21 protein-coding genes are annotated in these 25,334 nt (G+C 67.8%); all 21 read left to right on the forward strand.

Annotation, left to right across the window (positions count from 1 at the left end):
• Position 1 precedes the first annotated feature (1 nt).
• The 21 genes from D106_RS0111210 (at position 2) to D106_RS0111310 (ending at position 25,308) form a co-directional block, all read left to right on the forward strand.
• Entirely contained in the window at positions 2-2,041 is a 2,040-nt protein-coding gene (locus D106_RS0111210) for a chemotaxis protein CheA (RefSeq protein ID WP_018880077.1), read from the forward strand.
• A gap of 26 nt (positions 2,042-2,067) precedes the next feature.
• Positions 2,068-2,589 (forward strand): chemotaxis protein CheW, encoded by a 522-nt coding sequence (locus D106_RS0111215; protein WP_018880078.1) that lies wholly within the window; start codon positions 2,068-2,070, stop codon positions 2,587-2,589.
• Between the two features lie 19 nt (positions 2,590-2,608).
• On the forward strand, positions 2,609-3,388 hold the full coding sequence (locus D106_RS0111220; protein WP_018878444.1) for a ParA family protein: 780 nt from the start codon (positions 2,609-2,611) through the stop codon (positions 3,386-3,388).
• Between the two features lie 26 nt (positions 3,389-3,414).
• Positions 3,415-5,655, forward strand: coding sequence for a methyl-accepting chemotaxis protein (locus D106_RS0111225; RefSeq protein WP_018880079.1), 2,241 nt, complete (start codon positions 3,415-3,417; stop codon positions 5,653-5,655).
• A 20-nt stretch (positions 5,656-5,675) separates the two neighbouring features.
• Entirely contained in the window at positions 5,676-6,497 is an 822-nt protein-coding gene (locus D106_RS0111230; RefSeq protein WP_018880080.1) for a protein-glutamate O-methyltransferase CheR, read from the forward strand.
• The gene (gene cheD / locus D106_RS0111235; RefSeq protein ID WP_018880081.1) at positions 6,497-7,120 is read left to right on the forward strand and encodes a chemoreceptor glutamine deamidase CheD; all 624 of its coding nucleotides are present in this window, start codon (positions 6,497-6,499) and stop codon (positions 7,118-7,120) included. Before D106_RS0111230 ends, cheD begins: the two co-directional genes overlap by 1 nt.
• The gene (locus tag D106_RS0111240) at positions 7,121-8,200 is read left to right on the forward strand and encodes a chemotaxis response regulator protein-glutamate methylesterase (protein ID WP_018880082.1); all 1,080 of its coding nucleotides are present in this window, start codon (positions 7,121-7,123) and stop codon (positions 8,198-8,200) included.
• 11 nt (positions 8,201-8,211) lie between these two features.
• Positions 8,212-9,411, forward strand: a complete 1,200-nt coding sequence (locus D106_RS0111245) for a methyl-accepting chemotaxis protein (RefSeq protein WP_018880083.1) — start codon at positions 8,212-8,214, stop codon at positions 9,409-9,411.
• Between the two features lie 111 nt (positions 9,412-9,522).
• Positions 9,523-9,828 carry an STAS domain-containing protein gene (locus D106_RS0111250; protein WP_018866661.1) on the forward strand — a complete coding sequence of 102 codons (306 nt, stop codon included), beginning with the start codon at positions 9,523-9,525 and terminating at the stop codon, positions 9,826-9,828.
• An 8-nt stretch (positions 9,829-9,836) separates the two neighbouring features.
• Entirely contained in the window at positions 9,837-11,615 is a 1,779-nt protein-coding gene (locus tag D106_RS0111255; RefSeq protein WP_018880084.1) for a SpoIIE family protein phosphatase, read from the forward strand.
• Positions 11,612-13,765, forward strand: a complete 2,154-nt coding sequence (locus D106_RS0111260) for an EAL domain-containing protein (protein ID WP_018880085.1) — start codon at positions 11,612-11,614, stop codon at positions 13,763-13,765. Before D106_RS0111255 ends, D106_RS0111260 begins: the two co-directional genes overlap by 4 nt.
• A 272-nt stretch (positions 13,766-14,037) precedes the next feature.
• Entirely contained in the window at positions 14,038-14,757 is a 720-nt protein-coding gene (locus D106_RS0111265) for an SDR family NAD(P)-dependent oxidoreductase (protein ID WP_018880086.1), read from the forward strand.
• A gap of 417 nt (positions 14,758-15,174) precedes the next feature.
• Complete coding sequence (locus D106_RS0111270) at positions 15,175-15,396, forward strand: cold-shock protein (RefSeq protein WP_196794002.1); 222 nt, start codon at positions 15,175-15,177, stop codon at positions 15,394-15,396.
• A 390-nt stretch (positions 15,397-15,786) separates the two neighbouring features.
• Complete coding sequence (gene murJ, locus D106_RS0111275; RefSeq protein WP_018880087.1) at positions 15,787-17,367, forward strand: murein biosynthesis integral membrane protein MurJ; 1,581 nt, start codon at positions 15,787-15,789, stop codon at positions 17,365-17,367.
• Between the two features lie 54 nt (positions 17,368-17,421).
• The gene (locus D106_RS0111280; protein ID WP_018880088.1) at positions 17,422-18,384 is read left to right on the forward strand and encodes a bifunctional riboflavin kinase/FAD synthetase; all 963 of its coding nucleotides are present in this window, start codon (positions 17,422-17,424) and stop codon (positions 18,382-18,384) included.
• Positions 18,385-18,417: 33 nt separating this feature from the next.
• The gene (gene ileS, locus D106_RS0111285) at positions 18,418-21,264 is read left to right on the forward strand and encodes an isoleucine--tRNA ligase (RefSeq protein ID WP_018880089.1); all 2,847 of its coding nucleotides are present in this window, start codon (positions 18,418-18,420) and stop codon (positions 21,262-21,264) included.
• Positions 21,264-21,767, forward strand: coding sequence for a signal peptidase II (lspA, locus tag D106_RS0111290; RefSeq protein ID WP_018876656.1), 504 nt, complete (start codon positions 21,264-21,266; stop codon positions 21,765-21,767). The genes ileS and lspA overlap by 1 nt, the downstream gene beginning before the upstream one ends.
• A 14-nt stretch (positions 21,768-21,781) precedes the next feature.
• A complete protein-coding gene (locus D106_RS0111295; RefSeq protein WP_018876657.1) occupies positions 21,782-22,216 on the forward strand; it encodes a peptidylprolyl isomerase in 435 nt (144 codons plus the stop codon).
• A gap of 26 nt (positions 22,217-22,242) precedes the next feature.
• Entirely contained in the window at positions 22,243-23,193 is a 951-nt protein-coding gene (ispH, locus tag D106_RS0111300) for a 4-hydroxy-3-methylbut-2-enyl diphosphate reductase (protein ID WP_018866652.1), read from the forward strand.
• Between the two features lie 304 nt (positions 23,194-23,497).
• A complete protein-coding gene (gene purU, locus D106_RS0111305) occupies positions 23,498-24,352 on the forward strand; it encodes a formyltetrahydrofolate deformylase (RefSeq protein ID WP_018880090.1) in 855 nt (284 codons plus the stop codon).
• Between the two features lie 110 nt (positions 24,353-24,462).
• Positions 24,463-25,308: a S1C family serine protease gene (locus D106_RS0111310; RefSeq protein WP_038028714.1), complete on the forward strand. Its 846-nt coding sequence runs from the start codon at positions 24,463-24,465 to the stop codon at positions 25,306-25,308.
• The last annotated feature ends 26 nt before the right edge of the window (positions 25,309-25,334 follow it).

The following is a 25,334-nucleotide window of genomic DNA, read 5'->3' on the forward strand; positions in this document are numbered from 1 at the left end:
CATGTCGGTCGACATGGCCCAGTTCGTCGATGCCTTTCTCGAGGAGAGCTTCGAGGGGCTGGAGCGCATGGAGACCGAACTCCTGGCGCTGGACGGCGGCGATCCGGAGACCCTGAATACCATCTTCCGCTGCGCCCATTCGATCAAGGGTGGGGCCGGGACCTTCGGATTCGGCGCGATCTCCGAGTTCACCCACGGCGTCGAGACCCTGCTGGACCGGATGCGCAACGGCGAGCAGGAGGCGACGCCGGAGACGGTGAACCTGCTGCTGCGCGCGGTGGACATCCTGCGCGCCCAGCTGCATGCCGCCCGTGACGGCGGCGAGGCCGACGCCGCCGAGGTGGCCGAGGTACGCACCCTGATCGAGGCCCATCTGGGCGAACCCGCGCCGGCCGCCCCAACGTCTGAAGGGGCGGGCGAAGCGGCCGGTCCCACCGGCGGCGACAGCCCGCAAGGCTGGCGCATCCGGTTCCGGCCCTTTGCAGACCTGATGCGCACCGGCAACGACCCTTTGCGAATGTTCGAGGTGCTGGAGGAGCTGGGCCGACTGACCGTGCACTGCGAGACCGACCGCCTGCCGGACAGCGCGGAGGCCTTCGACCCGGAAGACTGCTATCTCGCCTGGACCCTGGAACTGGAAGGGGACGCGACCCGCGACCAGATCGAAGAGGTCTTCGAATGGGTTGAGGACGAATGCGACCTGGAGATCGAACCCCTTGCCGCCCCCGAGACGGCCCCGGACACAGTGGCAGAGCAACCGGTTACGCCCCCGGGTTCCTCTGCCACGGAGACCCGCGCCGAGCCGCCCGCTGCGCGCGCCGGCAATAATCGCAGCGCGGAATCCAGCTCCATGCGGGTGAACACCGGCAAGATCGATGCGCTCATCGACATGGTCGGTGAGCTGGTCATCACCCAGTCGATGCTGACCGATATCAGCGAACAGCTGGAGGAAGACCCCTCGCAGATGGAGGCGCAGATCGAGCGCCTGCGCACCGGCCTGGCGGAGCTGGAGCGCAATACCCGCGAGCTGCAGGAAAGCGTGATGGGCATCCGCATGGTGCCGATCGCCCAGGTCTTCAACCGCTTCCCGCGCCTGGTGCACGACATCTCCGGGCAGCTCGGCAAGCAGATCGAGCTGACCCTGAAGGGCGAATACACCGAGATCGACAAGACGGTCATGGAGCACCTGGGCGACCCGCTGGTGCACCTGGTGCGCAATGCCGTGGATCACGGCATCGAGATGCCCGATGTTCGCGCGGCGGCGGGCAAACCCGAGACCGGCCAGGTCAGTCTGGAGGCCTACCACCGCGGCGGTAACGTGGTCATCGAGATCCGCGACGATGGCAAGGGCATGGATGCCGACCGCATCCTGGCCAAGGCCCGCGACGCCGGGATCGTCGGCCCGAACCAGCAACTGGACCGCCACGAGATCCTGCAGCTGATCTTCGAGCCGGGGCTGTCCACCGCGGACCAGGTCAGCGATCTGTCCGGCCGCGGCGTCGGCATGGACGTGGTGAAGAAGAATATCCGTGGCCTGGGCGGCAACGTGGAGTTGGAATCCGAGCCCGGCAAGGGCTCGCGCCTGACCATCCGCCTGCCGCTGACCCTGTCGATCATGGACGGCCAGCTGCTGAAGATCGGCGACGAGACCTTCGTGATCCCGCTGATCGCGATCGTCGAGTCACTGCAAACCCAACCGGAGAGCGTGAAGCAGGCCTTCGGCAAGCTGCCGCTGTACCGGCTGCGGGACGAATACATCCCCATCGTCGATCTGGCCGCGCTGTTCGGCCGGGCCGAGCCCAGCCCGCTGCCGGAGCGCGCCCTGCTGGTGGTGGCCGAGGCCGACGACCAGCGCGTCGCCCTGCGCGTCGACGACCTCCTGGGCCAGCAGCAGGTCGTGATCAAGACGCTGGAAACCAATTTCCGCAAGGTCCCCGGTACCGCCGGCGCGACCATCCTCGGGGACGGCCAGGTGGCCCTGATCCTGGATGTCGCCGGGATCGCGCGGATGGCCTCCGGACGCGACACCCGCGCGGCCTGAGCCTGAACCCCAAGGAGCCGAGCACCATGGCAAACGATGCAACACAGTCCATCCACGACCCCGCCACCGCCGGCGAGGACCAGTACCTCACCTTCATCCTCGCGGAGGAGGAATACGGCGTGGACATCCTGCGGGTGCAGGAGATCAAGGGCTGGGAGCAGCCCACCCCGCTACCCAACGCCCCGGACTACATCCGCGGGGTGATCAACGTGCGCGGGATGATCGTGCCGATCATCGACATGCGTCTGCGCTTCGGCATGGAACCGATGGAATACGGCCCGACCACCGTGGTGATCATGCTGCGCGTGATCAACGAGGACCGCGAGCGCGTGATGGGGATCGTCGTCGATGCCGTGTCCGAGGTCTACAGCGTGGGCGCTGACGAGATGCAGCCGGCCCCCGACTTCAACACCCGCATCGGGATCGACTTCGTACGCGGCCTGGCGACGGTCGACGACAAGATGATCCTGATGCTGGACATCGACACCCTGCTCGGCCCGGGCCTGATTGCCAGCACCGACGCCATCGCGGCCGAGGCCACGGCGTAGCCGGGGGCTGCGGGGAACCATGCGGAGCATCGCGGTGATCAACCAGAAGGGGGGCGTCGGCAAGACGACCGTGACCCTGAACCTGGCGCATGCCCTGGCCCTGGCCGGGCATCGGGTGCTGGCGATCGACGCCGACCCGCAGGGGCATCTCTCCATGGCCTTCGGGCTGGAGGACCCGGCCGGCCTTGATCAGGTCCTGCAGGGTGGCGCGCGCCTGGAGGACGCCTTCAGCGAAGCCGGAAACGGGCTGCAGATCGTCGCCGCCGGGGAACAGCTACAGGAGGTCGAGAACCTGAACGAGGGTGGAGCCGCGCGTGGCTGGCGCTTGCAGAAGGCGCTGGACAGACTGGAACAGACCTTCGATTTCGTGCTGATCGACTGCCCGCCGTCGGCCGGCCTGCTGGGCATGAACGCCATCATCGCCGCCGACGAGATGCTGATCCCGGTCGCCGGAGACTTCCTGGCCCTGAACGGGCTGTCGCGATTGATGCGCATCCTGCAGGGCATCGAGGCGCGCCTGGGTACGAGCCGTCGCAAGTGGATCGTGCTGTCGCGCTTTGTCGAACAGCGCCGCCACGCCCGCGAGGTGCGCGAGCGCATCCGCGAACACTTCGCCGATGCCCTGCTGCCCACCACCATCCGCGAGTCGGTGGTGCTGGCCGAGAGCCCGAGCTTCGGGCAGACGATCTTCGAGTACCAGCCGCGCCATCGCGCGGCCGCGGACTTCCAGCAACTGGCCGCCGACCTGATCGCGGCCGGGGCACCAACCAACACCCGCCCGACGGCGGCACACGCCTGAGCCGCAAGCCAGGGAGAACACGGGCCATGACGACACGCAAACGCAACAAGCTGGGCAACGACCCGCTGGGCTGGATGGACCCATCCAGCGCGGCCCGCGAACCGGGCTCCGACGAGGCCCCGAGCGAGCGCACGGCTTCTGACGAAGCCGCCCCCGAACCCCGGTCCGGCCCGAAAACCGAGACGCCGAAAACCAACAAACCCGCCCGCCGCCGCACCTCGGCCGCGCGTCATACGAACAAGCCAAGCGAGGACACCCCCATGGCCGCCAATCCGCAAACCGACGCCCCAGAAACCGACCCGAACGAGATGATGGACGGCCGCTTCATGCGTGCCGCCTGCGAGGGGTCGCAAATGGCGGTGATGATGTGCGACGACGATATGAACATCATCTACGCCAACGAGGCGGTCGTCAGTCTGCTGCGGAAACGCCGCCACATCCTGCAGCAGCACTTCCCGAGCTTCGATCCGGACAACCTCGTGGGACAGTCGATCGACCAATTCCACAAGGACCCGTCACATCAGCGCGCCATCCTGTCGAACCCGGCACGCATGCCCTACACCGCCGAGATCGAGGTCGGTGGACTCGAATTCAAGCTGCAGGCATCCGGGATCACCGATGACAACGGCAGGATCATCGGCAGCATGGTCGAGTGGCAGGACGTGACGGAATGGAACGAGGCGGACCGCGAGCGCGCTCGCTTCAGGGCTGCGATTGATGGCGCTACCGCGTCACTCATGATGTGCGACGAGAACATGACCATCACCTTTTCCAACGCATCACTGACCGCGATGTTCCAGAAACACCGCGAGGCCTTCACCAAGGCGTTTCCAGGCTTCGACCCATACAACATGGTGGGCCAGTCCATTGACCAGTTTCACTCGGTCCCGTCGCATCAGCATTCCATCCTGAAGGACCCGTCCAAACTGCCGTACGAAACCGAAATCAGCCTGGGCGACCTGCGCTTCTGGATTAACGCGACCGCGATCATCGACGACGACGGCAATTATGCCGGCAACATGCTGGAGTGGCGGGATGTCACCGAGATGCGGACCGCCGAGGCCGAGATCGATGCCCTGATCCGCGACGCGGCGAGCGGCAACCTGAGCGAACGCCTGGAGACCGAGCGCTACAGCGGATTCACCCAAAGTATCGCCGAGAGCCTGAACGAGCTGCTCGACGCCGTCGTCCCGCCGGTGCGCGAGGGCTCTCGGGTGATGCAGGCCATGGCCGAGGGCGATCTGAGCGTGCGCATGCAGGGCGAGTTCCGCGGCGAATTCGCCGAGTTCCGCGACGCCATCCACACCTCGCTGGAGAACCTCGACCAGCTCGTGGGGCAGATCCTCGAGGGCGCGGGCAACGTGCGTTCGGCCTCGGCCGAGATCGCCCAGGGCAATACCGACCTGTCCCAGCGCACCGAGGAACAGGCCTCCTCGCTGGAGGAGACCGCCTCGTCGATGGAGGAGATGACCTCCACGGTCAAGTCCAACGCGGACAACGCCAAGCAGGCCAATCAGCTCGCCAGCGCCGCCCGCGACAAGGCCCAGGAAGGCGGCGAGGTGGTCGACAAGGCCGTGACCGCGATGGGCGAGATCAACCAGTCCTCGAAGAAGATCGCCGACATCATCGGCGTGATCGACGAGATCGCATTCCAGACCAACCTGCTGGCACTGAATGCCGCCGTGGAAGCCGCCCGCGCGGGTGAGCAGGGCCGCGGCTTCGCGGTGGTCGCCACCGAGGTGCGCAACCTGGCCCAGCGCAGTGCGCAGGCCGCCAAGGAGATCAAGACCCTGATCAACGACTCGGTGGAGCGCATCGGCGAAGGCAGCAAGCTGGTCGACAACTCCGGCAAGGCCCTGGAGGACATCGTCGACTCGGTGAAGAAGGTCTCCGACATCATTGCCGAGATCGCCGCGGCCAGCGAGGAGCAGTCCACCGGCCTCGACGAGATCAACAAGGCCGTGACCCAGCTCGACGAGGTGACCCAGCAGAATGCCGCCCTGGTCGAGGAGGCCGCGGCCGCCAGCGAATCGCTGGACGACCAGTCGCGCGAACTGCTGGAGCTGATGAGCTTCTTCAAGGGCGAGCAGGCCGCGGCCGCCAGCCAGGCCATGAAGCAGCCCAGCCAGCGTCCGACGCCTGCGACCGCCGCCGGCCAGGGCAGTGCCACCGGACTGAAGCGCCCGGCCTCCGCGTCCGGCAACGCCGCCAGCACGCGCCCGGCCCCCTCGCGTCAGGAGGCCTCCGAAGAATGGGAGGAGTTCTGAGGATGGAGGCTCGATGCTAGATGGCCGCCTCCGATCGCCTGAGCGAGCGCGACTTCCGGCGCGTGGCGCGCCTGACGCAGGAACGCACCGGGATCATGCTCAACGAGAGCAAGAAGGAGCTGGTCTTCAGCCGGCTCTCGCGGCGGCTGCGCGTGCTCGGCCTGGATGCCTTCGACACCTACCTGGACCGGGTCGAGGGGGGCGACGAGGGCGAGCTGGAGGAGTTCATCAATGCGCTGACCACCAACCTGACCGCGTTCTTCCGCGAACCGCACCACTTCGAGATGCTGGGCGGCCCGGTGCTGGAGGAGCTCCGGCGGGCCAACCCGACCGGCCCGCTGAAGGTCTGGTCGGCCGGATGCTCCACCGGCGAGGAGCCCTACTCCATCGCGATGACGCTGGCCGAGGCCCTGCCGTCGCCGGAGGATGTGCGCATCCTCGCCACCGATATCGACTCGCGCGTGGTCGTCCATGCCGATGCCGGGGTGTATGACGCCAAGCGCGTCACCGGCATCCAGCAGGCGCGCCAGAAGCGCTGGCTGCTGCGCGGGACTGGCGCCAACGAGGGCCGGGTCAAGATCCGCGACGAGCTGCGCGCCATGCTGAACTTCCGCCAGCTGAACCTGTTCGACCCATGGCCCATGAAGGGCCCGCTGGACGTGATCTTCTGCCGCAACACGCTGATCTATTTCGACAAGCCGACGCAGAAACAGCTGGTGGAACGCTTTGCGCAATTGCTGCGCCCGGAGGGCTACCTGTTCATCGGGCACTCCGAGTCGCTGTTCCGCGTGACCGAGGATTTCCGGCTGCTGGAGCAGACGCTGTACCGGAGGGCGGCCTGATGTCCGCCCTGCCGCAGCTGCACGATGGCGCCTTCGCACACATCAATCGCTACTGGGACCGGGTGCACGCCTGCCCGGCCGCGAAGCTGTTGCCGGGGGAGTGCTACGTCTCGGTCTCGCCGACCGAACTGATCACCACGGTGCTGGGCTCCTGCGTGTCCGCCTGCGTCTGGTCACCCGCGGCCGGCATCGGCGGCATGAACCACTTCATGCTGCCGGACGGCGCCCGTGACAGCGGCTGGGGACCGGCGGTATCCAATGCCACGCGCTATGGCACCCATGCGATGGAGTTCCTGATCAACGAACTGCTGAAGCTGGGCGCGGAGCGAAGCGACCTGCGCGTCAAGATGTTCGGCGGCGGCCGCGTAATGGCCGGGATGACCGACGTCGGTGCCGGCAATATCACCTTCCTGCGCCGCTTCCTGCGCGAGGAGAACCTGGACCTGGTCGCCGAGGACGTCGGCGGGCATTGGCCGCGCAAGGTCGTCTTCTTCCCCGCCACCGGGCGCGTGCGCATCAAGAAGCTCGTGGCCCTGCACAACAACACCCTGCTCGAGCGTGAGCAGGACTACCGCCGCCGACTGCAGGACGATCCCTTGCAGGGCGACGTGGAGCTGTTCTAGATGCCTGCCAATGCCAAGCCCATCCGCGTTCTGGTCGTCGACGACTCGGCCCTGATCCGCAAGCTGCTGAACGAGATCCTGTCGCAGGCCGCGGACATCGAGGTGGTCGCCGCCGCCTCCGACCCCTATGACGCGCGCACGAAGATCAAGCAGCACGAACCCGACGTGCTGACCCTGGACGTGGAGATGCCGAAGATGGATGGCATCACCTTCCTGCGCAATCTGATGCGCCTGCGCCCGATGCCGGTGGTGATGGTCTCCTCGCTGACCGAAGCGGGGGCGGATGTGACCCTGGAGGCCCTGGAGGTCGGCGCGGTGGACTTTGTCACCAAGCCGAAGGTAGACGTCTCCCACGCCCTGCAGGAGTACGCCGACGTCCTGATCGACAAGATCCGCACCGCGGCCGGCATCCGCCTGCAGGCCCGCAGCGCGACCCCGGCAGCAGCGCCGCAGCGGCTCGCCTCCGCGGGCGCGGCGCGCTTTCGCACCACTGACCGGGTAATCGCCCTGGGGGCCTCCACCGGGGGTACCGAGGCCCTGCGCGAGGTGCTAACGGCCCTGCCGCCGGACGCGCCGGGCATCCTGATCACCCAGCACATCCCCTCCGGCTTCAGTCGCGCCTTTGCAGAACGCATGGATCGGAACACCGCGCTCAGCGTGAAGGAGGCCGAGGACGGCGACATCGTGATGCCCGGGCATGCCTACGTCGCCCCGGGTACCGACTACCACCTGCGTCTGGCGCGGGACGGCGCCCGCTACGTCTGCCGCCTGGACCGCAGCGGCCCCGTGAACCGTCATCGCCCCAGCGTGGACGTGCTGTTCAACTCGGCCGCAGAACAGGCCGGGGCCAACGTCATGGCCGCCCTGCTGACCGGCATGGGTGACGACGGGGCCCGCGGGCTCAAGGCGCTGCGCGAGGCCGGGGCCCACACCATCGCCCAGGACGAGAGCACCAGCCTGGTCTGGGGTATGCCCGGCGAGGCGGTCAGGCTGGACGCCGCTGACCAGGTGCTGCCGCTGGGTCGGATCGCCGCCGCGCTGATCCGCGATCACCGCAAAGCCGCCGCAGCCGGCGAATAGGAGCCACCGGAATGGACCACCGTATGCAATGGCTGACCCGTGACATCACCCAGAAGGGGCTGACGCTCAGCCTCGCCGTTTTGCTCCTGCTCGGGGCGATCCTCGCCGCACTGAATGGGGCCGGCTGGATCGCTCTGGGGGCCGCAATCCTGGCCGGACTGGCGGCCCTGATCACCGCAGGCGCGTATCTGCGCGGGCCGGCCCCGGCGGCCGAATCCAGCGCGGACATGACCGCGAGCCAGCCCACCGGCGGCAGCGAACTCTCCGACGCGCTGGACCAGGCGATGCGCTTCGAGCTGGACCAGCTGGAGGCGGAGATCGGCCGCCAGCGCGGGCTGATCGCCGATGCCGTGCAGGAACTGGGCACCAGCTTCAACGAGATGCACCAGATCGCCGACCGCCAGATGGAACTGATGACCAGCGACGTCGCGCGAGAGGGCGCTGACGGACAGGGTATGACCCACGCCGAGGTCATCACCGAACTGACCCGCAAGTCCGACGAGACCCTGCAGATGTTCATCGACACCCTGGTGGAAATCAGCCGCCAGAGCGTGGAGAGCGCCCACCACATGGAGGACATGAGCCAGCACATGGACGGGGTGTTCAAGCTGCTGGACAGCGCCGGCGCGATCGCCGGGCAGACCAACCTGCTGGCGCTCAATGCCAGCATCGAGGCGGCGCGGGCCGGCGAGGCCGGGCGCGGCTTCTCCGTGGTCGCCGAAGAGGTGCGCTCGCTGTCCCAGCGCTCGGCCACCTTCCACGACGATATCCGCGCGCAGATCGACCAGGCCCGCGAATCGATCAAAAAGGTCCACGGGACCGTACACGACATGGCCTCGCGCGACATGAACCAAAGTATGGGCGAGAAGGAACGCATCACCCGGTTGTTCGCCTACGCGCAGCGCGCCACCGACGAGCTCGAGGACCGCATCCGCGAGGAGGCCGAGCTGAGCGAGCGCATGAACCAGGCGGTCGCGACCGCCGTGCGCTCGCTGCAGTTCGAGGACATCGCCCGCCAGTCACTGGGCACCGCGGAGGAGGCCGTGGCACATCTGCAGGAGCTGCGAAGCATCCTGCACGAGGCCCGCTCTACCGAGGACGCGCGGGCCATGGCCACCCGCGTGCGCGAATGGCGCGAGCGCCGCCAGGAGACCTATCACCGCGCAGTCAACCAGCAGAACATGGGCACGGGGGATGTGGAATTGTTCTGAGGTTTTTCCGTCGAACCCCCGCGTACCCGATCGCGTACCCGATCGCGAATCCCGGGGCCGCGTACCAACTCTCACCGGGCATGAAGCCCGCCACAGCGCCAGGAACCGCATATGAGCATCGAGCAGTACACCTCCGACGACGGCAAGGAAGTCCGCATCCGGGTCAAGGGCCGGTTCGACTTCGAGCAGCACCAGGATTTCCGCGCCGCCTACCGCGACACCGGCGGGACCGGCGTGCGCTACATCGTCGACCTCGCCCATACCGAGTACATGGACAGCTCCGCACTCGGCATGCTGCTCCTGCTGCGCGAACACGCCGGCGGCGAGTTCTCCGACGTCAGCATCACCGGTGCCTCGGAGGGCGTGCGCAAGGTACTGGACATCGCCAATTTTGGCCGCCTGTTCCGCATCCAGTAACCGGCCCCGTGGACGACACCGCCCCCGAGCCGCGCTCGACCCCGCCCGGTGACCTGATCTCCGGCGAAGGCCGAGTACTGGTCGCCGACGACGACCCCCACAACCGGCGGCTGCTGCGCATGATGCTGCAGGGAGCCGGCTACGACGTGCGCGAGGCCGCGGATGGCCGGGCAGCCGTGCAGGCCTGCCGGGAGCAGGCCCCCGACCTGATCCTGATGGACGTGATGATGCCGGAGATGGACGGCTACCAGGCGACGTCCCGGATCAAGGCGGAGATGGGCGCGCACTTCATCCCGGTGATCTTCCTGACCGCGCTGGACGACGAAAACGCCCTGCTGCGGGCGATCGAATCGGGCGGCGACGACTTCCTTAGCAAGCCGCTGAACCTCGCGATCCTGAAGGCCAAGATCCACGCGATGGAGCGCCTGCGCGACCTGCACACTGGCCTGCAAAGCCGCAACGCCGCCCTGCTGCGCGCCCAGGCGCGCCAGGCCTGGGAGGAGGAAACCGCCGAGACCCTGTTCTCGCGCGCCATCACCCGCCGCAACCGCGGGCTGGACCGACTGCAGCTGCATCGCTGCGCGGCCTCCACCTTCAGCGGCGACGTGGTGCTGTCCGACTACACGCCCGACGGGGCCCTGCGCGTGCTGGTGGGCGACTTCACCGGCCACGGCCTGAGCGCGGCGATCGGCGCCTACCCGGTCAGCGAGACCTTCCACACCCTGACCGAGGCCGGCGTGGACGACCAGGAGCTGCTGCACGAGCTGAACCATGTGCTGCATGATTTCCTGCCGCCGGCGATGTTCATGGGGGCCCTGCTCGCCACCTTCTCCGCCGACGGCCGCCGGGTACGCCTGTGGAATGGCGGTATGCCGGACGCCTGGCTGTGCAATACCCGCCAGGACCGAGTCCGGCGTATCCAGTCCCGGGCCATGCCCTTGGGCATCCTCGCCCGGCTGGACCTCGACACCGGGGCACGCAGCTACGAACTCGACGACGGCGACTGGCTGACGCTGGTCAGCGACGGCGTGCTCGAAGCCACCGATATCGCCGGAACGGCCTTTGGCGAGGACGCAATCCTTCGCCACTGCCAGGCCGGCGAATCGGCCGGGACCGCCTTCGAGCGCATCCGCGAGGCACTGGATACCCACTGTGGCGACCAGACGCCGGCCGACGACATGACTCTGGTGACCATCGACTGCAGCCCGGGCGTGGTCACCGAGAGCGAACGACCGCAGAGCCACGAGCTTCGGGGCACGCTGCGCTGGTCCCTGGAGGCCAGCGACCAGCGCCTCGCCGAAGTCGACCTGGTCGGCGCAGCGCGCAGCCAGCTGCTCGAATGGCTGCCGAACCTGGGAGGGGGCCATGCCGAAGCCCTGCAGACCGTGATTGCGGAGCTGTGCAACAACGCCTTCGAACACGGCGTCCTGCGGCTGGACTCCGGCATGAAGGCCACGGTGGAGGGCTTCGAGCAGTACTATCGCCAGCGCGCCGCGGCCCTGAGCGACATCCGCGGCCGGATCGCCCTCTCCCTGCGCTACCGCCCGCTGGATGGTCAGCACTGCATCCGCATCCGCGTGCGCGACAGCGGACCGGGCTTCGACCACCAGCGGATCCAGGAAGCCCTGGAGGGCCGTGGCGACCAGCGCCTGTGGGGGCGCGGACTGACTCTGGTACGCCAGCTGTGCGAACAGGTGCGCTATCACGGCAGCGGCAACCGGGTCGAAGCCGACTACCGCTGGCAAGCGGACCCCGACGCCCAGCGCGAATCCGGCGATACGCCATGACCTACGCCCTGGAGACCCGTCAAAGCCCCGCCCCGCTCGATCTGGTGAACGCGCTGAGCGAGGCGATCCTCTTCGTCACGGCCGACGGCACCGTACGCTACGCCAACCCGGCGGCGGAACGCCTGTTCGGCACCACCGCCTGCAGCCTGGACGGCCGCAATCTGGCCCGCCTGATCACGCCGCGAGACCCGGCCTTCGACCTGCACGAGCGGCTGCGCGAGGCGACCCGGGCAGAGGGCTGGATCCCGCGGCGCGACCCGGTGGACCTGGTCCGCGAGGACGGCCGGCCCCGTCCCGCCCTGATCGACATCGGGACCTGCCAGCACGCCCAAGAGCCGCTGCAGTTCGCGGTCCTGCGCGAACAGCGCGCGGACCGGCCGGACGACACACCGGAGCAGGCCGAACACCTGCGCGAGGCTATCGACCTGCTGACCCATCAGGTGCAGGAACGCATGCGCGCCGAGCAGGCCCTGCAGGACAGCCATCAACGCCTGCTGGCCGCACAGCGTGTGGCCCGCATCGGCCACTGGGACCTGGAGACCGACGAGGTCCACCTCTCGCCCGAGGCAAGCAAACTCTTCGGACATGGCGACCAGCCCCGCACCCTGACCCGCGAGGCCCTGGTGCAGGCCACCCATCCGGATGATCGCGCCGCGCTGGCATTCGCCCTGCTGCGCCTGGCCAACGGCCAGACCCACCGCTTCTCCATCCGGCATCGCCTGCTGCTGCCCCACGGCGAAGAACGCTACATGCTGGCCGAAGGCGAACGCGCAGAGGATACGCCCACCCGCATCCTCGGTATCCATCAGGACCTGACCGAGCGCGAGAAGACCGAACAGGCCCTGTTCAAGCTGGTCAACTTCGACGCCCTGACCGGCCTCCCCAACCGGACCGGGCTGCGCACCCGCCTGCGTGCGACCCTCGACGAGGCCGAACGCCAGGGAGAAACACTGGCGGTACTTCTGCTGGACATCGACCGCTTCACCTCGATCAACAGCACCCTGGGACACGACACCGGGGACGCCCTGCTGAACGCACTGGCACAACGGCTGCAGCATCAGTTGCAGCCACGCGACACCCTCGCACGACTGGCCGCGGACGAATTCGCCCTGGTCCTGACCGCGATCGCGGACCCGGCCGAGGCCCGTGATCGCGCGCAGGCCATCCTGCAACACTGCGCCGAGCCGTTCGCCCTGGGGGATGGCCAGCATGTGGCGACGATCAGTGCCGGCGTCAGCCTGTTCCCGCAGGATGCACGGGGCAAGGACGACCTGCTGCGCCATGCCACCAGCGCCCTGCACGATGCCAAGAACGCCGGCGGCAACACCTGTCGCTTCTACACGCAGAGGCTGAACACCCAGGCGCGCGAGCAACTGGAACTGGAGCAGGGGCTGCGCACGGCGCTGCGCCAGTGCGAGTTCGAGCTCCACTATCAGCCGCAGACCGGCCTGAATCGGGGTGACACGGCCGGCATCGAGGCCCTGGTCCGCTGGCGCCACCCGGAGCGCGGGATGATCTCGCCGGCGGATTTCATCCCGCTGGCGGAACAGACCGGGCTGATCGTGCCGATCGGCGACTGGGTGCTGCGCACCGCCACGCAACAACTGGTGGAGTGGGACCGGAAGGGCCTTCCGCCCCTGCGCCTGGCGATCAATCTCTCTGCGCGCCAGTTCGCCGACCCCAACCTGCCCGAGCGCATCCTCGAGACGCTTCAGGCAGCCGGGCTCGCCCCCGAGCGCCTGGAGGTGGAGGTCACCGAGAGTGTCTTGGTCGAGGACATCGACGCGGCCGCGGCCATGCTCCAGCGCCTGGTGCACCTCGGGGTGTCGGTGGCTATCGACGACTTTGGCACCGGGCAGTCGTCCCTGCGCTACCTGCGGCGGCTGCCGCTGACCACGCTGAAGATCGACCGCGAGTTCATCTGGGGCATCGGCAACGACCCGGACGACGAGGCCATCACCCGCGCCATCATCGGCCTGGGCAAGACCCTCAAACTGCGGGTGCTGGCCGAAGGCGTAGAGACCGAGGAGCAGCACCGCTTCCTGCGCGAGATGGGCTGCGACGAGATCCAGGGCTTCCTGCTCGGCCGCCCGATGCCGGCCGCCGACCTCGAACGCCAGTGGCGCGAACGTCCCCGTACGCCGGGGTAGTCCTTCTTAATTCACCACGAAGCACACGAAGGCACGAAGAAGGGCAAGGGCGATTCACAGGAAGACGGGAAGTCTGGAAGGATTTTGGTGGGTACTGGATGGGCGGCCGAGGCACATCCGAGATGTCCGGCAAAGCACTCGTGCTTCATCCCATATCCCTCTTCCGGTCTTCGCATCTTCCTGTGCAAACGCTCTTGACTTGGCCCTTCTTCGTGTCTTCGTGTGCTTCGTGGTAGACAATTCAGACATTCGGAATCTCGAAGGAGAGCGATATGCAGGACGGCCGTTTTGGTTCGGCGCTGGTGACCGGCAACTCCAGCGGGCTGGGCCTGGGGCTGACCCGGGTACTGCTGGAACAGGGCGCAAACGTCTATGGCATGAGCCGTCGCGGCTGCCCCGAGGCCAGGGTCAGCGGTGACGAGCGGGTGGACCTCGGCGACTTCACCGCCACCGGGGCCGCGATGGAACGCCTGCTGCAGGGCGTGGACTCGCTGGACCTGGTGGTGCTCAACGCGGGGCTGCTGGGCCACATGCAGCGCATGCAGGACGCGCCGATGGACGAGCTGCGCCTGCTGATGGACGTGAACACCTTCGCCAACAAGGTGATCCTCGACGCGCTGCTGAAGCACCGCGTGCGGGTCGGCCAGATCATCGCGATCTCCTCCGGCGCCTCGGTCTCCGGGCATGCCGGCTGGAGCGGCTACTCGCTCTCCAAGGCGGCGCTGAACATGATGATGCAGCTCTACGCCCACGAATTCCCGGAAGAGACGGCGATCAACGCCTTCGCCCCGGGCCTGGTGGATACTGCGATGCAGGACTACCTGTGCGACGAGGCGGACCGCGAGAGCTTTCCGGTCCTCCAGCGCCTGAAGGCCGCGCGCGGCACCCGCGACATGCCCAACCCCGAGGACGCCGCCCGCGCCATCCTCGACGTCCTGCCCCGCCTGCACCAGACCACCCGCGGCAGCTTCGTCGACATCCGCCAGCTCTGACGCAGCGCCGTCCCAGCCACCCAAAAGATCAAGGACGGGTGACAGGAAGACGGGAAGATCCGAAGGGGGATCGGGCTGAAGCGTTGAGGGCAGGGCTGACGGGCAGGGGCATGCACCGACATCCAGCCCCCTGTCCGTACCCAATCAATAATTCTTCCGACCTTCCCGCCTTCCTGTGAACCGCCCTGGCCCTCCTGCGTGCCATCGTGCGCTTCGTGGTGGCCCCCGGCGTGCGGAAAATCGGCGCTGCAGCGCCAAAAAAAAGTTCATGGAGGGGCGTTGGATTTCGCCGGGGATGCGGCGTATAGTCGGAGACGTGATTCGTGGTTGAGCGGCAACACTAGGAAGTTTCTAGTTTCTGAACCAGTGCTCCCGTTGATCTGTTGGCAGCATGCCGCGAACACATTTGTTAGTTACATGAAGAGGTTACAAGTTGTGAATACTGGTGTTGTGAAGTGGTTCAACGAGAGCAAGGGTTTCGGTTTCATCACCCCCGATGATGGCGGCAAGGACGTGTTCGTCCATTTCTCCGCGATCAACGGTTCGGGTTTCAAGACCCTGGCCGAAGGCCAGAAGGTCTCCTTTGAGATCCAGGAAACCGCCAAGGGCCTCGCCGCCGGCGAAGTGACCGCCATCTAAGGCGCCACTCCCATGGCTGACGGCTCCTGCACTGGACCGTCCAAGAAGGCCGCCTCCGGGCGGCCTTTTTCGTGCCCGGCATTCTGTATGCACCACGAAGAACGTCAAAAGCGATTTACAGGAAGGCGTGAAGACTGGAAGAGGGACTGGGGTGGGCATACGGGGCAGGCCTGACGGTCCGGGCATGCCACGAGCCCACAGCCAGCACCCGCACCCGCACCCGCACCCGCACCCGCACCCGCACCCGCACCCGCACCCAAATGACCCTTCCTGTCTTCCCATCTTCCTGTGAAACGCTCTTGATTTGACCCTTGCTCGTGGCGAAGGCGGCGGTCCGGCGCGGGTGATTCAAGTACACTGCGGGGCTTTCCCGTCGGCCGCCCGCACGCGATGAACCGCCTGTTCCGCTCCACCGCCGTTGTCAGTGGCATGACCATGATCTCCCGGATCATGGGCTATCTGCGCGACATGGTGCTGGCGGTCACCTTCGGCGCCGGCCCCGCGACCGACGCCTTCTTCGTCGCCTTTCGCATCCCCAACTTCCTGCGCCGGCTGTTCGCCGAGGGCGCCTTCAACCAGGCCTTCGTGCCGGTGTTCGCGGAGTTTCGCGAGAAGCGCGGGCGCGAAGCCCTGCGCGATCTGCTGGATCACACCGCCGGCACCCTGATGACCGTGGTGACCGCGGTGACCCTGATTGGGGTCCTGGCGGCACCGGCGCTGATCTGGGTATTCGCCCCGGGCCTGGGCACCCAGGAGGCCGGGCGCGAGGATCTGGCCGCCACCATGCTGCGGATCACCTTCCCGTACCTGCTGTTCATCTCGCTGACCGCGATGGCGGCCGGCATCCTCAACAGCATCGGGCGTTTCGCGGTGCCCGCCTTCACCCCGGTGTTCCTGAATCTGGCGCTGATCGGCGCGGCGCTGTGGCTGGCGCCGATGTTCGAAGAACCGATCATGGCCCTGGCCTGGGGCGTGTTCATCGCCGGGGCCCTGCAACTCGCCTTCCAGATCCCGTTCCTGTGGCGCGCGGGACTGCTGCCCCGCCCCCGCTTCCGGCGCGCCCACGAGGGGGTTCGCCGGATCGTGAAGCTGATGCTGCCGGCGATCCTCGGGACCTCGGTGGTGCAGATCAACCTGCTGGTGGACACCCTGATCGCCTCGTTTCTGGTCGCAGGGTCGATCTCCTGGCTGTACTTCGGCGACCGCTTCGTGGAGCTGCCGCTGGCGCTGTTCGGGATCGCCATCGGCACGGTGATCCTTCCGCGCCTGGCGCGCCAGTACAACCAGGCCGACCCGGCCGCGTTCGGCCGTACGCTGGACTGGGCCCTGCGCCTGGCGATGCTGGTGGCGCTGCCGTCCATGGTCGGACTGGTGGTGCTGGCGGTGCCGATCCTGGCCACGCTGATCCAGTACCAGGCCTTCACCCAGTTCGACACCTACATGACCGCGATGGCGCTGGCCGCATATGCGCTGGGCCTGCCCGGGTTCATCCTGATCAAGGTCCTGGCACCCGGCTTCTTCGCCCGCCAGGACACGAAGACCCCGGTCAAGATCGCGATCATCGCCATGCTCTGGAACATGGTGCTGAACGGGGCCTTCGTGCTGCCGTGGTATCTCTCCGGTATGCCGGGGGCGCATGCCGGGCTGGCGCTCGCCACCTCGGCCTCCGCCTACATCAACGCCGGGCTGCTCTATCGCGGGCTGATCCGCGAGGGTATCTACCAGCCGGGCCCGGGCCTGCGCCGGCTGCGGCTCGGGCTGCCGCTGGGCCTGGCCGCGATGATCGGCGTGCTGGCCTGGCTCTCGCCCGAGTTCGGCCAGTGGACCGAGTGGTCCATCGATACACGCCTTATGGCGCTCGCGGGTCTGATTCTGGCCGGGACCGCCACGCTCGCCGCCACGCTGTGGCTGGCCGGGCTGCGTCCGCGTCACCTGTTGCTGCGCGAGTCCACGGAAGGCGCGGATCAATGATGCCCGGGGTGGCCCCGGCGGGTTATACTCGCGGTTTTGCGCGGGATCGGGGCGATGCGGCTGATTCGCGGCCTGGGGCCGGCCGACAGCAAGGCGTTCGAGGCGGCCGGCCTGCACGGCGCGGTGGTGACCATTGGCAACTTTGATGGTCTCCATCGTGGTCATCAGGCTGTTCTGGGGCGCCTGCTCGAGGCGGCGCAGGATCGCCAGGCGCCGGCGCTCCTGATGACCTTCGAACCGCTGCCGCGCGAGTACTTTGGCGCGCGGACCCAGGCCCCGGCTCCGCCCGGGCGCCTGCAGCGGCTGCGCGACCGCCTGGTCACCCTGGGCGACAGCGCCCTGGATGCCGCCTGGATCCTGCGCTTCGACGCGCACCTGGCCGGGCTGTCGGCGAACGCCTTCATGGAGGAGGTCCTGTACCAGCGGCTGGGCGCGCGGCACGTCCTGGTCGGGGACGACTTCCGCTTCGGCCGCGGACGCGAGGGCGACCAGGCCGCGCTGCAGACCGCCGGCCGACGCCTCGGTTTCACTGTGGAGTCCACCCCGACGGTGCGCGATGCCGAGGGCCGTATCAGCAGCACGCGGGTGCGCGCCGCGGCCGTCGCCGGGGACTTCGCCCGGGTGACCGAGCTGCTCGGCCGGCCCTACCGCCTGCACGGCCGGGTCGCGCATGGCGACAAGCGCGGGCGCACCATCGGCTTCCCCACCGCGAACCTGCGCCTGGGGCCCTGGCCGCTGGCGCTGCGCGGGGTGTACTCCGGCTGGCTGCGACGCGCCTCCGGCGAGGCCCTGCCGGCGGTCGCCAATATCGGCTGGCGCCCGACCGTGGACGGCACCGAACAGCGCCTGGAGGCCCACGTGCTCGAGGGCCAGCCCTACCTGTACGGCGAGGCCGTGTGCTTCGAGCCGGTCGCGCAGGTGCGCGGCGAACAACGCTTCGAGGGCCTGGAGGCGCTGCGCGCACAGATCGCGCGCGACGTCGACACGGCCCGCATGCAACTCTCCGAACTCGACTGAAACCGGCCCGCAGGGCCGATCCGGAACTCGCTCATGGCACGCAAACCGGCACCGCCGAATCCCTACAAGGACACCCTCAACCTGCCCGAGACGGCCTTCCCCATGCGCGCCGGCCTGGCGACGCGGGAGCCCGAGTGGCTGGAGGCCTGGAAGGCCGAGGACCGCTACCAGCGCCTGCGCGAGCACTGTGCCGGGCGGCCGCGCTTCGTGCTGGCGGACGGCCCGCCCTACGCCAACGGCTCGATCCATGTCGGCCACGCGGTCAACAAGATCCTCAAGGACGTGATCGTGAAGAGCCGCACCCTGGCCGGCTTTGATGCGCCCTACGTGCCGGGCTGGGACTGCCACGGCCTGCCGATCGAGCTGAAGGTGGAACAGAACCTGGGCAAGGCCGGGCGCGACGTGGACGCCGCGACCTTCCGCAAGGCCTGCCGCGAATACGCCCAGGAGCAGGTGGACGGCCAGAGCGCGGACTTCCAGCGCCTGGGCGTACTGGGCGACTGGGACCACCCCTACCTGACCATGAACTACCAGGTGGAGGCCGATACCGTTCGCGCGCTGGGCACGATCTTCAAGCGCGGCCACGTGCAGATGGGCGAGAAGCCGGTGCACTGGTGCGTGGACTGCGGCTCGGCCCTGGCCGAGGCCGAGGTCGAGTACGAGGACAAGATCTCGCAGGCGATCGACGTGCGCTTCCGCGTGGTCGACGACATCGACTTCCTGCGCCGCTTCGACGGCATCGACGGCTCGCGCGGCCCGATCAGCGTGGTCATCTGGACCACCACACCGTGGACCCTGCCGGCCAACCAGGCGGTCGCCCTGCACCCGGAGCTGAACTACGCCCTGGTGGAGCTGGAGCACGAGCGCATCCTGCTGGCGGAGGACCTGGTCGAGGACTGCCTGGCCCGCTATTCGCTGGGCGAGGGCCGGATCGTCGCCCGCGCCAAGGGCCAGGCGCTGGAAGGCCTGATGCTGCGCCACCCGTTCCTGGACCGCGAAGTCCCGCTGATCCTGGGCGACCACGTGACCACCGAGACCGGTACCGGCGCGGTGCACACCGCCCCCGGCCACGGCCAGGAGGACTACGCGTTCGGGTTGCAGTACAGCCTGCCGGTGGAAAACCCGGTGGGCCCGGACGGGCGCTTCCTGCCGGACACCCCGCATTTCGCCGGCGAGAACGTGCATCAGGCCAACGGCCATGTGATCGACGTACTGAAGGAACACGGCGCGCTGATCGTGGCGGTGAAGTTCGAGCACAGCTACCCGCACTGCTGGCGCCACAAGACGCCGATCATCTTCCGCGCGACCCCGCAGTGGTTCATCAGCATGGAGCGCGCCGAGCTGCGCGCGGATGCACTCAAGGCGATCGCCGACACCCGGTGGATGCCGAGCTGGGGCCAGGCCCGCATCCACGGCATGGTGGTCAACCGTCCGGACTGGTGCATCTCGCGCCAGCGCAACTGGGGCGTGCCGATCCCGTTCTTCGTGCACAAGGAAACCAACCGCCTGCACCCGCACACCGCGGAGCTGGTCGAGGCGGTCGCGCAGCGCATCGAGCAGGACGGCATCGAGGCCTGGTTCCAGCTGGACCCGAAGGAGTTGCTGGGCGACAAGGCCGACGACTACGTGAAGCTGAACGACACCCTCGACGTCTGGTTCGACTCCGGCGTGCTGCACTCCACGGTGGTGGAGAAGCGCCCGGAACTCGGCGGACTGCCGGTGGACCTGTTCCTGGAAGGCTCGGACCAGCACCGCGGCTGGTTCCAGTCCAGCCTGTTGACCAGCGTGGCCATGCGCGGCGCGGCGCCGTACAAGGCGGTGCTGACCCACGGCTTCACCGTGGACGAGAAGGGCGAGAAGATGTCCAAGTCGCGCGGCAACGTGGTCGCGCCGCAGGAGGTCGTTTCTACCTTGGGCGCGGATATCCTGCGCCTGTGGGTCGCGGCCACCGACTTCTCCGGCGAGATGGCGATCTCGAAGGACATCCTCGACCGCACCGCCGATGCCTACCGCCGCATCCGCAACACCACGCGCTTCCTGCTGGGCAACCTCAACGGCTTCGAACCGGCCGAGCACGCCCTGCCGCTGGACGAGCTGCTGCCGCTGGATCGCTGGATCGTCGCCCGCGCGCTGCAGGTACAGGGCCAGGTCACCAAGGCCTATGACGACTATCTGTTCCACCAGATTTACCAGCGCGTGCACAACTTCTGCTCGGTGGAGCTGGGCAGCTTCTACCTGGACGTGATCAAGGATCGCCAGTACACCACGCAGGCGGATTCGCACGCCCGGCGCTCGGCGCAGACCGCGCTGTACCACGTGGCCGAGGCCCTGACCCGCTGGGTGGCCCCGATCCTGACCTTTACCGCCGAAGAGATCTGGGAGCTGCTGCCCGGCGAGCGGCCGGACAGCGTGCTGTTCGCCACCTGGTACGAGGGACTGGCCCCGCTGCCGGAGGACGCGACGTTCTCCGACGGTGACTGGGACCGCATCCTGGAGGTGCGCACCCACGTCGCCCGCGCGCTGGAACTGGCTCGCAACGAACAGGGCATCGGCGCCTCGCTGAATGCCGAGATCGACCTGCATCTGCCGGCCGACTCCGCGGCGCGCACGCTGCTGGAGCGCCTGGGCGACGAGCTGCGCTTCGTGTTGATCACCTCCGAGGCCCGTCTGGCCGAGGGCGCCGCCCCGGAAGGCGCGCATACCGCCGAACTGACAGACGGGACAGCGCTGGGCGTGGTGGTGCACAAGAGCGAACAGCCCAAGTGCGTGCGCTGCTGGCACCGCCGTCCGGATGTCGGCGAGCACGCGCAACACCCGGAACTGTGCGGGCGCTGCGTCAGCAACGTGGAAGGCCCGGGCGAGACCCGGCACTTCGCCTGATGCAACTGCGGGGTTCCGGTCTGGGCCCGGGGCTGCTGATCGCGGCCGCGATCGTGGTCGCGGACCAGGTCACCAAGATCTGGGCGGAACACGCGCTGACGCTGTTCGCCCCGGTCGAGGTGACGAGCTTCTTCAATCTGTCGCTGGTCTACAACCCCGGTGCGGCCTTCAGCTTCCTGGCCGGCGCCGGGGACTGGGGCCGCTGGCTGCTGACCGGCATCGCCGTGGTGATCGGGCTGCTGATCATCGGCTGGCTGGCCCGCCTGCCGCGCCGGGCGTGGTGGTCGGTGACGGCCCTGGGCCTGGTACTGGGCGGGGCCGTGGGCAACCTGATCGACCGCGTGCGCTATGGCGCGGTGGTGGATTTTCTCGACTTTCACTGGGCGGGCTATCACTGGCCGGCCTTCAACGTGGCGGACATGGCCATCGTGGTGGGGGCGATCACGCTGATCGTGGCGACCTTCATCGAGGGTGACCACAGCCATTCCGAAGACAAGCACTGAACACGGGAGCACGCATGACCACGGCCACCAAGGGCGCGCACATCGAGATGCACTATCGCCTGATCCTCGAAAACGGCTTTGTAGTGGACGGGACCGGCGACGAACCCATTACCCTGGAGATCGGCTCCGGCGAGATCCTGCCCGGCCTGGAGGATCTGCTGGTCGGGCTGGAGGCCGGCGACCACCGGGAATTTGCGATCGAGGCCGGCGTCATGTTCCCGTTCCGGGATCAGGCGGCGGTGCAACGCATGCCGCGCTCGCAGTTCCCGGATGACCTGCCGCTGGAAGTGGACTACATCTACGAGTTCAACAGCCCCTCCGGCGAGGCCGTGCCCGGCCGCATCGAAGCGGTGGAGGACGACACCGTGACGGTGGATTTCAACCACCCGCTGGCGGGGCAACACTTCACCTTCGAGGTGGATGTGGTATCCGTACGGGAGCCACAATAGGTCGCGACCGACCGCAGGAGAACACCATGAGTATCCAGGCCCAGCTCGCCAATCCGCGCGGTTTCTGCGCCGGGGTGGAACGCGCCATCGAGATCGTGGAACGCGCCCTGGAGATCTACGGCGCGCCGCTGTACGTGCGCCACGAGGTGGTGCACAACCGCCACGTGGTCGGCCGCCTGACGGATGCGGGCGTGCGCTTCGTCGAGGAACTGAGCGAAGTGCCCGACGGCCAGGTGGTGATCTTCTCCGCGCACGGCGTGCCGCGCCGCGTGCAGCAGGAGGCCGAGGATCGCGGCCTGACCGTGTTCGATGCCACCTGCCCGCTGGTCACCAAGGTCCATCTGGAGGTGGCGCGCTACGCCCGCGAGGGTCGCGAGGTCGTACTGATCGGCCACGCCGGGCACCCCGAGGTCGAGGGCACCATGGGCCAGTTCGACGACTCCCGGGGCGGCTGCATGATGCTGGTCGAGACCATCGCGGACGTCGAGAATCTGGAGGTTGCAAACCCGGACCGTCTGGCCTTCGTCTCCCAGACCACGCTGTCGATGGACGACACCGCCGGCATCATCGATGCCCTTACCGCGCGCTTCCCGAAGATCGAGGGCCCGCGCAAGATGGACATCTGCTACGCCACCCAGAACCGTCAGGATGCGGTGAAGGACCTGGCGAAGCAGTGCGACCTGCTGCTGGTGGTCGGCTCGAAGAACAGCTCGAACTCCAACCGCCTGAGCGAGATCGGCGCCCGCATGGGCGTAGCCTCCTACCTGGTGGACGGTGCCGCCGACATCGACCCCGCCTGGCTGGAGGGCAAGAGCCGCATCGGCGTCACCGCCGGCGCCTCGGCCCCGGAGGTCCTGGTCAACGAGGTGCTCGACTTCCTGCGCGGGCACGGCGTCGATACCGTCTCCGAACTCGCCGGCCGCGAAGAGACCATCACCTTCTCCATCCCCTCCGGCCTGCGCCGCGAATCCGCCTGACAGGCCTTTCTCTGCCCGGCGTCGCCTTGATTCACCACGAAGGACACGAAGGCACGAAGAAGGGCAAGGTCAAAGGCGATTGCACCACAGAGTGCACAGAGGACACGGAGAAAGACGACAAAGGTTTATAGGGGCAGGAAGCGATTCGCTACGTTCATCGGAATCCTGCCCGCCACAAAACCATCGCTGGTTTTCTCCGTGTCCTCCGTGACCTCTGTGGTTAATCCGCCCTTGCCCTTCTTCGTGCCTTCGTGAGCTTCGTGGTAAAACCCGCCCTTGACCTTATCCGGGATACATAAACGACATGGATGATCGACCGCGTTTTCGGCTGAGTATTCGCTGCCCGGATCAGCACGGGATCGTCGCGCGCATCGCCAACGCGATCGCCAACACCGACGGCTGGATCACCGAGGCTGCACAACACACCGATGCCGAGGCCGGCTGGTTCTTCATGCGCTGGGTATTCTCGCTGCCCGTCGATGCCGAGCCCGCCCTGCGCGAACGCCTGGACGAGCTGGCCCTCGATCTCGGCATGGACTGGTGGCTGGCGGGCGCCGAAACGCGACCACGTGTGGTCCTGATGGTCTCGCGCGAGCCGCACTGCCTCAGCGACCTGCTGGCCCGCTGGAGCAACGGCGAACTGCCAATGGAGATCCCGGCGATCCTCTCCAACCATCGTGACCTGGAGCCGCTGGCCCGGTGCTACGGCATCCCGTTCGAGCACATCCCCGTGCCGCGCGAGGACCGCGAGACCGCCTTCGTCACCCTGCAGGCGCGACTCGCCGAACTCGCGCCCGACGCCATCGTACTGGCGCGCTACATGCAGATCCTGCCGCCCCGGCTTTGCGACGAATACCCCGAGCGTATCCTGAACATCCACCACAGCTTTCTGCCGTCGTTCGTCGGCGCACGGCCCTACCACCAGGCCTTCGCCCGCGGCGTTAAGCTGATCGGTGCGACCTGCCACTACGTCACCGAGGACCTCGACGCCGGCCCGATCATCGAACAGGACGTCACCCGCATCCGCCATGACGACGGCGTGCAGGACCTGATCCGCAAGGGCCGCGACGTCGAACGCTGGGTCCTCGCCCGCGGCCTGCGCTACCACCTCGAAGGCCGCGTCCTCACCCACGGCAACAAGACCATCGTCTTCAACTGAACATTCGGCTTAACGCCTCCGCCGGCCACTACCCGCGTCACCTAACGCACTGCCACCACGATCGGAGACGCCTGGCCTAGACTTGGACCATCAACCGGCGGGGGTGGCCCATGAACAATACGACGAGCACGCGATCCGGCCTCTTGTCACCGGCCTCTGCGCCATGCACCCGCCCGCGCAAATGGCGGACGCTGAAGGCCCTGGCCGCGGCCAGTCTTCTGGCCCTTCTGGTCGTCCAGCCCCCGGCCGCGGCCGATGCGCTGCCCGACACCATCGAGCGCGTCAAACCCTCGGTGGTCAGCATCGCCACCCACCAGCCCGCGCGCAGCCCCCGGGCCCATTACCTCGCCACCGGCTTTGCGGTTGGCGACGGTAGTCTGATCGTCACCAATCACCATGTGATCCCGACGTCCCTGGATCACGAGAACCGCGAACAACTCGTGGTGGTCAGCGGCGAAGGCCGTGACACCTCCATCCACAGCGCGGAACTGGTGGCCCATTCGGCGGACGACGACCTGGCCCTGCTGCGGATTGCCGGGCCCCCGCTGCCACCCCTGCAGCTGGGATCCTCCGATGCCGTGCGGGAAGGCGAACAACTGGCCTTTACCGGCTTCCCGATCGGCATGGTCCTGGGCACCTATCCCGCGACCCATCGCGCGAGCGTGGCGGCGCGCACCCCCATGGCGATCACCGCCCGGCGCTCGAGCGAACTGAGCGAGGCGCGCATCCGGCAACTGCGGGCCGGCGCACCCATGGTGTTTCAGCTGGATGCCACCGCCTACCCCGGCAACAGCGGGAGCCCCGTCTACCGGATCGACAGCGGCGAAGTCGTCGGCGTGATCAATCAGGTCTTCGTCCAGGGCGGACGCGAGGCGGCGGTCGGCCACCCCAGCGGGATCAGCTACGCGGTGCCAGCGGACCGGATTCGTCCGCTGCTGGCAAACGCCCGGGAGTAACCCATCGACGCCCGCACACGTCACGG

Source organism: Thioalkalivibrio sp. ALE9 (assembly GCF_000377445.1).
GTDB lineage: Bacteria > Pseudomonadota > Gammaproteobacteria > Ectothiorhodospirales > Ectothiorhodospiraceae > Thioalkalivibrio.